We start from the raw sequence: 8,631 nt of genomic DNA, 5'->3' as shown, positions 1-8,631 counted from the left end.
AGAACTGCTTGGCGCGGCGTGCGGAGCGCAGGCCGACCTTCTTACGTTCGACTTCACGAGCGTCACCCGTCACGAAGCCGGCTTGGCTCAGGACGGGCTTGAGCGCTGCGTCATAGTCGATCAGGGCGCGGGTGATGCCGTGGCGGGTAGCGCCGGCCTGGCCGGATTCACCACCACCGTGGACGTTCACTTGAATGTCGAAAGCTTCCAGGTTGCTCGTCAGAGCCAGGGGCTGCTTTGCGATCATGATCGAGGTTTCGCGGCCGAAGTATTCCTGAATGTCCTTGCCATTCACGGTAATCTTGCCGGAGCCCTTCTTCAGGAACACGCGTGCGACGCTGGATTTGCGACGGCCGGTGCCATTGTTCCAATCACCAATCATCTAGGTCTCCTTAGATTTCCAGAGCCTTGGGCTGCTGGGCGGTGTGGGGATGCTCAGCACCGCCGTACACCTTGAGCTTCTTGATCATTGCGTAGCCCAGGGGACCCTTGGGCAGCATGCCCTTGACGGCCTTTTCCAGAGCGCGGCCGGGGAACTTGGCCTGCATGTCGCGGAAGTTGGTGGCAGTGATGCCGCCGGGGAAACCAGAGTGGCGGTAGTACACCTTGTCCAGGTTCTTGGTGCCGGTGACCTTGAGCTTGGAGGCGTTGATGATGACGATGAAGTCGCCGGTGTCAACGTGAGGTGTGTAAATGGCCTTGTGCTTGCCGCGCAGACGGAGTGCCACTTCGCTGGCGACACGTCCGAGCACCTTATCGGTGGCGTCAATCACAAACCACTCGTGTTGCACCTCAGCGGGCTTTGCGCTGAATGTAGACATGAGTTTTCTCTTTCAAGAAAGGTTTGGCGGGCCCTTTTCCGCGGTCGGTGCTTCTTCAAAAAGGAAGCCTCTTAGGCGGGGATGTAAACTTCGCCGCGGGACCCATAAAATCGCTGCGAAGCCCGCCATTATACAAATCTGGCGCAACCGCACCATCCCCCCGATCCGCAAGTCCCCGGCAGCCCTCGCCGCGAGGCGCCAGCGCCGGGCAACCTTGCAGCCGCCATGGGTGTCCACCCGCCAGCGCGGCTGGTTACCATCACGCCTATGTTCAGTTACCGCCACGCCTTCCATGCAGGCAACCATGCCGATGTGCTCAAGCACACCGTGCTGATCGCCACCCTGCAATACCTCCTCCAGAAGGAGGCCGCCCTTACGGTGCTGGACACGCACGCCGGCGCCGGCCTGTACCGTCTGGATGGCGACTATGCCAACAAGAGCGGCGAGGCCGCAGACGGCATCCTGCGCCTGGCCCAGGCCAAGGAGTCCGAGCTGGCCCCGGTGCTGCAGGCCTACATCGCATCGGTGCGTTCCTTCAACCAGGGAGCGCAGCTGCGCAACTATCCGGGCTCGCCGTTCATCATCCAGTCCCTGCTGCGCGTGCAGGAGCGCGACAAGCTCAAGGTCTTCGAGCTGCATCCCACCGACATGCGCTCGCTGGCCGGCAACATTGCCCAGCTCGAAGCGGGCCGCCAGGTGGCCGTGCTGCACGAGGACGGCTTCGAGGGCATCAAGAAATTCCTGCCGCCGCCGTCGCGCCGAGCCCTGGTGCTGTGCGACCCCAGCTACGAGCTCAAGAGCGACTACGCCAAGGTGCTGGACATGGCGGCCGACAGCCTCAAGCGCTTTGCCACGGGCACGTATGCGTTCTGGTATCCGATCATCCCGCGCCCCGAGGCGCACGATCTGCCGCGCCGCCTGAAGACCATGACCACCAAGGCCGGCAGGAGCTGGCTGCATGTGGAGCTCACGGTCAAGAGCAACAAGACCTCGGAGCGCGGCGGCCTGCCGGCCAGCGGCATGTTCCTGATCAATCCGCCGTTCAATCTCAAGGAACAGCTCAAGCCGGCCATGCCGCAGCTGGTCAAGCTGCTAGGTCAGGACGAGAACGCGGCCTTCACGCTCGAATCCGGCGGCTGAGCCCGTTCAGCGCGCGTTCGAGGCCGCAGAGGCCACTGCGGTGGACGAGGCAGCGGCGGGCGCCGCAGCCTTCGCCACCGGCTTGGCGGCAGGGACGGCACGGCTGGCCACGGCCGTGCGTGCATTGGGCCTGGGGGCAGGCGCCTTGGCCTGGACACGCGGACGCACTGGCGCCTTGGCCTGAACCCGGGTCCGTGCCTGTGTTGTCTGTGCCTGTGCCTTGGCCTGCTGCGTCTTCTCGATGGACTTGGCCTTCCTGGCCGTGACCAGGGTTTCGGGGCATTCCTGCTCACCATCGTCGAGCTGCCACAGCTCCACGGGCTTGATGCCCAGGCCGACCATGCCCAGCTCCTGGGCTGCGGCCTGGCTCAGATCGATCACGCGGCCAGGCGCAAACGGCCCGCGGTCGTTGATGCGCACCACCACTGTCTTGCCCGTGGCGGCGCTGCGCACGCAGACGCGGCTGCCGAAGGCAAAGCTGCGGTGCGCGGCCGTCAATTCTTCCTTGTCGAAACGCTCGCCGCTGGCGGTCAGCCGGCCATGCAGGCCCGGGCCATACCAGGAGGCCAGGCCTTGCTGGTCGCTGTCGCGCGAGGGCACGAGGGCGAAGTCGGGATTGGAGGGAGCCTCGGCACTGTCTTCGGGCGAGGCCGACTCGGAGGGCTTGGCATCCGGGGATTTGCTGGCCGGCTGCGCGGTCCGCGATGTGCGGCCACCGCGCTTGCCGGCCGAGGGCACGGCCGCTGGCGTCTGGCCTTCATCCATTGCCGCCGCACCTGCGGTCAGGGCGCCGGACTCGGCATCGCTTTGTGCCACGGGAGCCGGCGCGCAGCCGGCCAGGGTGGCGGTGATGGCGCACATGGCCAGCCAGCGCCAGTGCAGGCGTCGAAAACCACGATCCATGGGCAAAAACCTCCAGGGAACGCCTGACCGTTCCCAAGTTCTAGAGGGTCGCCCGGGGCCGGCGCAGTGGCTGCGCGCTCAAAGGCCCAATCGATCGCAGATTTCCAGCGTGGCGACGCTCTGGTTCATCGTATAGAAGTGCAGCCCGGGAGCGCCCTGGCTGCGCAACTGCTCGCATAGACGGGACACGACATCAAGGCCGAAGGCGCGAATGGACGCCGTGTCATCTCCGTAAGCCTGCAGACGCAGGCGGATCCAGCGCGGGATCTCGGCGCCGCAGGCGTCCGAGAAGCGCATCAGCTGCGTAGAGCTGGTGATGGGCATGATGCCGGGAACAACCGGTGCATCAAGCCCCATGCCGCGCGCCGCATCAACGAAACGGCAGTAGGCGTCGGCATTGTAGAAATATTGGGTGATCGCGGAATCCGCGCCAGCGCGCACTTTAGCCGCAAACGCATCCAGATCGGACTGTGGGGATTTCGCCTGCGGATGGACCTCCGGGTAGGCAGCCACCTCGATGTGGAACCAGTCGCCGAACTCGCGGCGGATGAATTCCACGAGATCGCTGGCGTACTGGAATTCGCCACCCAGGCCATAGCCGCTGGGCAGGTCGCCGCGCAGCGCGACGATGCGGCGCACGCCCATGGCCTTCAGCTCCTGCAGTTCGGCGCGCACCTTGTCGTGCGTGGCGCCCACGCAGGAGAAATGCGATGCCGCGCTGACGCCTTCGTTCTGGATGTCACGCACCATGGCGAAGGTGCCCGTCTGCGTGGAGCCGCCCGCGCCATAGGTGACGGAGCAGAACTGGGGCTTGCGCGCATAGAGGTTCTTGCGCACCTGCACATGCTTGGTCGCGCCCTCGGGCGTCTTGGTCGGGAAGAACTCGAAGCTGATCGGAAAGCTCATGTAAGACTCGCTGCTCAGTGTTTCATTCGTTGCGTTTGCGCAGCTTGGCGCGGCCCGGACCGGGCACGCCGAACTCGGTACTGGTGTCGATCACACGCTCGTTGCGCTGCTCGCGCAGCACGGTGCGGGACACGCGCTTAGGCGCGGCCGGCTTAGGCGCGGCCGGCTTAGGAGCTGCCTTCACGGCCGAGCGGGGCTCGTCGTCGTCCTGCGTTTCAGGCTGCTCTGGCTCCTTCACCACGGCCGCCTGCTGGGCATGCACGAAGAATTCGCGGTTGCCGTCGCCGCCTTCGATGGCCGACTCCATCCAGCCCTTGACCTCCAGGCCCAGCTCGCCCAGGCAGGTGCGGATGCGCTGCTCCACCTCGGTGAACAGGGCCGCATCGCGCACGATGCCGCCCTTGCCGACCTGGCCCGGCTGCAGCTCGAACTGCGGCTTGACCAGCATCAGCAGCTGGCCATGCGGCTTGAGCAGGCGCGTGACGGCCGGCAGCACCAGGGTCAGAGAGATGAAGGACAGATCGCCCGTGACGAAGTCGAACTGCGGCGTGATGTCCACGTCGGCAAACTCGGCGCGGCGGCGGCGCTGCGTGGCCACCGTGCCCTCATCGCGCGCCTTGCCCTTGGCCGCGCGCTCGGCCTTGAAGGCCTCGATCTCGTTTTCCTTGGCGTCGTCGCTGTCGTCGTAGTCCTCGTCGACCACGCCGCCGTTGCGCATCCAGGCATAGGGCGCCACGGGCTGGGTGTCGTTGTCGTCGGGATCTTCTTCCCAGCGTTCGGACAGCACTTCCTCGCAGGCCTCCTGCAGGCCCTCGGCCGTCACCGCGCGGGCATTGACGCCTTCGACGCAGATCACGCGCGCATCCGAGCGCAGCCGGTCATGCAGCTGGCCATGGCCCACGTCCACGCCGATGACCTGGGCGGCGCCTGCCTGCAGCAGGCAGTCGGTGAAACCGCCCGTGCTCTGACCCACGTCCAGGCAGCGCAGGCCGTCCACCGACAGCTTGGTGGCCGCCAGCGCGCCTTCCAGCTTCAGCCCGCCGCGCGAGATGAACCGGGCCTCGGCCCCGTCCAGCAACTGCAGCTCGGCACCTGCGGGAATCTCGTCACCGTTCTTGGCGACCTTCTTCCACGGCGTCAACGGCGTCATGCGCCACTGCACGCCACCCGCAATCAGCCGCTGCGCCTGCGAGCGCGTGGCCGCATGGCCGGCTTCCACCAAAAATACATCTGCGCGCATAGCGTCGCTCCAGGAAATCTCAGTTGACTAATGCCCGAAACCGGCGCGACCCAACTCAGGGACGCCAAGCAAGGGCCGCCCCGCAGCGAGGGCGTCGTCCCCCTCCCCCGCGAAGCGGGTAGAGAGGGGGAAGGCGCGTCAGCGCCTCAGGGGGTGCTTAGTAGCGATAAGTTTCGGGCTTGTAGGGACCCTGCTTGCTCACGCCGATATAGGCAGCCTGGCCGTCCGTCAGCTCGGTCAGCATGGCGCCGACCTTCTTCAGGTGCAGGCGGGCAACCTTCTCGTCCAGGATCTTGGGCAGCACGTAGACCTTGCCGACCTCGTAGGCATCGGGCTTGGTGAACAGCTCGATCTGGGCGATGGTCTGGTTGGCGAACGAGGCGCTCATCACGAAGCTGGGGTGGCCGGTGGCGCAGCCCAGGTTCACCAGGCGGCCCTTGGCCAGCAGGATGATCTTCTTGCCGTCAGGGAAGGTGATGTGGTCCACCTGGGGCTTGATCTCTTCCCACTGGTACTGCTCGATGGAGGCGACGTCGATCTCGTTGTCGAAGTGGCCGATGTTGCAGACGATGGCTTCGTTCTTCATGGCCACCATGTGCTCGTGGCGGATGATGTCGCGGTTGCCGGTGGTGGTCACGAAGATGTCGGCCTTGTCTGCCGCCCACTCCATGGTCACGACCTTGTAGCCTTCCATGGCGGCCTGCAGGGCGTTGATGGGATCGATCTCGGTGACCCAGACCTGGGCCGACAGCGCGCGCAGCGCCTGGGCGCAGCCCTTGCCCACGTCGCCGTAGCCGGCCACCACGGCGACCTTGCCGGCGATCATCACGTCGGTGGCGCGCTTGATGCCGTCCACCAGCGATTCGCGGCAGCCGTAGAGGTTGTCGAACTTGCTCTTGGTGACGGAGTCGTTGACGTTGATGGCGCGGAACTTCAGCGTGCCCTTGGCCGACATCTCGTTGAGGCGGTGCACGCCGGTGGTGGTCTCTTCGGTCACGCCGATGATGTGGGCGCTCTTGCGCGTGTACCAGGTGGGGTCCTGGGCCAGCTTGGCGCGGATGGCGGCGAAGGCGATCTTCTCTTCCTCGGAGGCGGGGTTGTCCAGCACGGACAGGTCCTTTTCGGCGCGCATGCCCAGGTGCAGCAGCATGGTGGCATCGCCGCCGTCGTCCAGGATCATGTTGGGGCCTTCGCCTTCGGTACCGGCGGCGCCGAATTCAAAGATGCGGTGGGTGTAGTCCCAGTAGTCGGCCAGCGATTCACCCTTGATGGCGAACACGGGCGTGCCCGTGGCGGCGATGGCGGCGGCGGCATGGTCCTGCGTCGAGAAAATGTTGCACGAGGCCCAGCGCACGTCGGCGCCCAGGGCCTTGAGCGTCTCGATCAGCACGGCCGTCTGGATGGTCATGTGCAGCGAGCCGGCGATGCGCGCGCCCTTGAGCGGCTGTGCCGCGGCGAATTCCTCGCGCGTGGCCATCAGGCCGGGCATTTCGGTTTCGGCGATCAGGATTTCCTTGCGGCCCCAGGCGGCGAGGGAAATGTCAGCGATGGCCGTGTCGGCGGAAACGGGACGAACAGCAGCGTTCATGGTTTTCTCCAAAAGATGAATGAAAAACCACGTTCTGCGGGAGACGAAAAAAAGCTCACCGCACAGAAAGCGTGGGCGAGCGTCGTTGCAGGTATGACTCCGAGCCTCGCAGACCGCATCTGGTGAATGGGCCTGCTGCAACGCTCCTCGGAGAGGCGCTGATTATACCGATCCCGGGGATGCCTCACCGCCCAGCCCCACAAGCCGGTAGCCCACCTGCAGCTCGGTCACCAGGTGGCGCGGCTGGGCCGGCTCGTCCTCGATCTTCTGGCGCAGATTGGCCATGTGCACGCGCAGGTAATGGGCACGGCCCAGGTATTCGGGTCCCCAGACCTGCAGCAGCAGCTGGCGGTGGGTCATCACACGGCCCTGGGCGGCGATCAGCGCCGCCAGCAGGCGGAATTCGATGGGCGTGAGGTGCACCGGCTGGCCCGCACGCCGCACCTCGTGCGTGGCCAGGTCCACCTGCACCTGGCCGAAGTGCACCTGACTGGATGCAACTGCGCCGCCTGCGGCCCCCAGTTGCTGGCGGCGGCGCAGCATCACGCGCAGCCGGGCCAGCAGCTCGGGCACACCGAAAGGCTTGACCAGGTAATCGTCTGCGCCGGCGTCCAGGGCGGCCACCTTCTCGTCCTCGCGCTCGCGCGCGGAAAGCACAAGCACGGGCACGGAGGACCATCCGCGCAGCTCGGTGAGAACCTGCTTGCCGTCGGCATCCGGCAGGCCCAGGTCGAGGATGACCAGATCGGGCTGGCGGCTCGCCGCCTCGATCAGGCCCCGGCGCGCGCTGTCGGCCTCGAAGACCTGCCAGCCCTCGTCCTCCAGCACCAGGCGCACGAAGCGGCGGATGCCGGGGTCGTCCTCGATCATCAGGATGCGGTTGGTGGGCGTGCTCATGGCGCAAGACTCTAATCGAGCAATGGCTGCTCCGGCACCGGAAAGCGCAGCGTGAACACGGTGCCGGGGCCTGGGCGCGCGGCAGCGGCCTCGATGCGCCCGCCATGGGCCTCGACAATGCTGCGCACCAGCGCCAACCCCAGGCCTATGCCCGAGACGGTGGACTCGGCCGTGCCGCGCGTGAAGGGCTCGAACAGCGTCTCCACGGGCAGGTGTGGCGGCAGGCCGGGCCCGCCATCCTGCACGGCCACAAGCACCTCGCCGTCCTGTTCGCGTGCGTGGATGGTCAGCGGCGTGCCGGCCGGCGTGTACTTGGCGGCGTTGTCCAGCAGGTTGACCAGCACGCGCTCCATGAGCACGGCATCGAGCTGCAGCAGCGGCAGGCTGGCGGGCACGTCGGTGCTCACGGGATGCTCGTGCAGGCGCGCGCGCATCTGGCGCAGCGCGCTGCCGACCACTTCATCCAGCGGCAGCCATTCGCGCTGCAGGTGCACGCCGCCTTGCTGCAGGCGCGCCATGTCCAGCAGGTTCTCCACCAGTCGCTGCATGGCCTGGGCCTGGATGCGGACCTGCTCCAGCATGTCGGCTGCGCCGCCCGGCGGCACATGGCGCTGCGCGGCCTCGGCCGCGCCCAGGATGGTGGTCAGCGGCGTGCGCAGGTCGTGCGAGACGGCCGACAGCAAGGTGTTGCGCATGCGCTCGCCCTCCATGGCGATCTGGGTCTGCTGGGCCACGGCCACGAAGTGCTGACGCTCCAGCGCCAGCGCCACCTGGCTGGCACAGGCCTCCAGCAGGCGCTGCTCCTCGGGCACCTCCAGGCGCTGGGGCGCACGCAGTTGCAGCACCAGTACGCCCCGCATGCGCACGGGCGCCGCCAGCGGCACGTAGCGGGCCGGCGCGGCCGGCAACGTGTCCGTGCCCTGGCCGGCCTGCTGACCGTGGTCCATGGCCCAGCGCGCAATGCTGTCGTCCATGGGGCAGGAGCCGCCGCCGGCGGGGCGCAGGCGCTCGTCGGCATCGGGCAACAGCAGCCCGGCCTGGGCGTCGAACACGCCCGAGACCGTGCTCAGCGCAATCTCCACCACCTGCTCCTGCGTGAGCGCGCCCGAAAGGTCGCGCGCCAGCCGCGCCAGGGC

Annotated in this window: 9 protein-coding genes and 1 riboswitch; of the genes, 1 reads left to right on the top strand and 8 read right to left on the bottom strand. The window is 66.8% G+C overall.

Annotated features, from left to right (window positions below):
* Positions 1 to 382, bottom strand: a 382-nt coding sequence (gene rpsI / locus L995_RS23360) for a 30S ribosomal protein S9 (RefSeq protein WP_047473876.1), incomplete at its 3' end; no start/stop codon positions are given.
* A 10-nt stretch (positions 383 to 392) separates the two neighbouring features.
* Positions 393 to 821 (bottom strand): 50S ribosomal protein L13, encoded by a 429-nt coding sequence (gene rplM / locus L995_RS23355; RefSeq protein WP_012207711.1) that lies wholly within the window; start codon positions 819 to 821, stop codon positions 393 to 395.
* Between the two features lie 267 nt (positions 822 to 1,088).
* Here rplM and L995_RS23350 point away from each other — a divergent pair, with 267 nt between their 5' ends.
* Positions 1,089 to 1,961: a 23S rRNA (adenine(2030)-N(6))-methyltransferase RlmJ gene (locus tag L995_RS23350; RefSeq protein ID WP_017406717.1), complete on the top strand. Its 873-nt coding sequence runs from the start codon at positions 1,089 to 1,091 to the stop codon at positions 1,959 to 1,961.
* A 6-nt stretch (positions 1,962 to 1,967) separates the two neighbouring features.
* On the opposite strand, the gene L995_RS23345 is transcribed toward L995_RS23350, so the two are convergent.
* The 6 genes from L995_RS23345 to L995_RS23320 all read right to left on the bottom strand — a co-directional run.
* Positions 1,968 to 2,864: a septal ring lytic transglycosylase RlpA family protein gene (locus L995_RS23345; RefSeq protein WP_047473875.1), complete on the bottom strand. Its 897-nt coding sequence runs from the start codon at positions 2,862 to 2,864 to the stop codon at positions 1,968 to 1,970.
* Positions 2,865 to 2,942: 78 nt separating this feature from the next.
* The gene (metF, locus tag L995_RS23340; protein WP_016448461.1) at positions 2,943 to 3,770 is read right to left on the bottom strand and encodes a methylenetetrahydrofolate reductase [NAD(P)H]; all 828 of its coding nucleotides are present in this window, start codon (positions 3,768 to 3,770) and stop codon (positions 2,943 to 2,945) included.
* Positions 3,771 to 3,792: 22 nt separating this feature from the next.
* On the bottom strand, positions 3,793 to 5,010 hold the full coding sequence (locus tag L995_RS23335; RefSeq protein ID WP_047473874.1) for a TlyA family RNA methyltransferase: 1,218 nt from the start codon (positions 5,008 to 5,010) through the stop codon (positions 3,793 to 3,795).
* Between the two features lie 157 nt (positions 5,011 to 5,167).
* On the bottom strand, positions 5,168 to 6,598 hold the full coding sequence (gene ahcY / locus L995_RS23330) for an adenosylhomocysteinase (RefSeq protein ID WP_016448463.1): 1,431 nt from the start codon (positions 6,596 to 6,598) through the stop codon (positions 5,168 to 5,170).
* A 70-nt stretch (positions 6,599 to 6,668) separates the two neighbouring features.
* A riboswitch (S-adenosyl-L-homocysteine riboswitch) is annotated at positions 6,669 to 6,753 on the bottom strand.
* A 7-nt stretch (positions 6,754 to 6,760) separates the two neighbouring features.
* Positions 6,761 to 7,495 (bottom strand): response regulator, encoded by a 735-nt coding sequence (locus L995_RS23325; protein WP_016448464.1) that lies wholly within the window; start codon positions 7,493 to 7,495, stop codon positions 6,761 to 6,763.
* 11 nt (positions 7,496 to 7,506) lie between these two features.
* Positions 7,507 to 8,631: ATP-binding protein (locus tag L995_RS23320; protein WP_047473873.1), on the bottom strand; the 1,125-nt coding region annotated here is incomplete at its 5' end.

Origin of the sequence: Delftia sp. ZNC0008 (assembly GCF_000799035.1) — a bacterium.
Classification (GTDB): domain Bacteria; phylum Pseudomonadota; class Gammaproteobacteria; order Burkholderiales; family Burkholderiaceae_C; genus Comamonas; species Comamonas tsuruhatensis.
The sequence above is the reverse complement of the archived record's forward strand: the minus strand, read 5'-3'. Positions and strand labels throughout refer to the sequence as shown.

What these genes read in the sequence shown, in the direction of transcription:
- rplM (WP_012207711.1), bottom strand. Translation starts at nt 821, where the DNA reads ATGTCTACATTCAGCGCAAAGCCCGCTGAGGTGCAACACGAGTGGTTT.
- L995_RS23350 (WP_017406717.1), top strand. Translation starts at nt 1,089, where the DNA reads ATGTTCAGTTACCGCCACGCCTTCCATGCAGGCAACCATGCCGATGTG.
- L995_RS23345 (WP_047473875.1), bottom strand. Translation starts at nt 2,864, where the DNA reads ATGGATCGTGGTTTTCGACGCCTGCACTGGCGCTGGCTGGCCATGTGC.
- metF (WP_016448461.1), bottom strand. Translation starts at nt 3,770, where the DNA reads ATGAGCTTTCCGATCAGCTTCGAGTTCTTCCCGACCAAGACGCCCGAG.
- L995_RS23335 (WP_047473874.1), bottom strand. Translation starts at nt 5,010, where the DNA reads ATGCGCGCAGATGTATTTTTGGTGGAAGCCGGCCATGCGGCCACGCGC.
- ahcY (WP_016448463.1), bottom strand. Translation starts at nt 6,598, where the DNA reads ATGAACGCTGCTGTTCGTCCCGTTTCCGCCGACACGGCCATCGCTGAC.
- L995_RS23325 (WP_016448464.1), bottom strand. Translation starts at nt 7,495, where the DNA reads ATGAGCACGCCCACCAACCGCATCCTGATGATCGAGGACGACCCCGGC.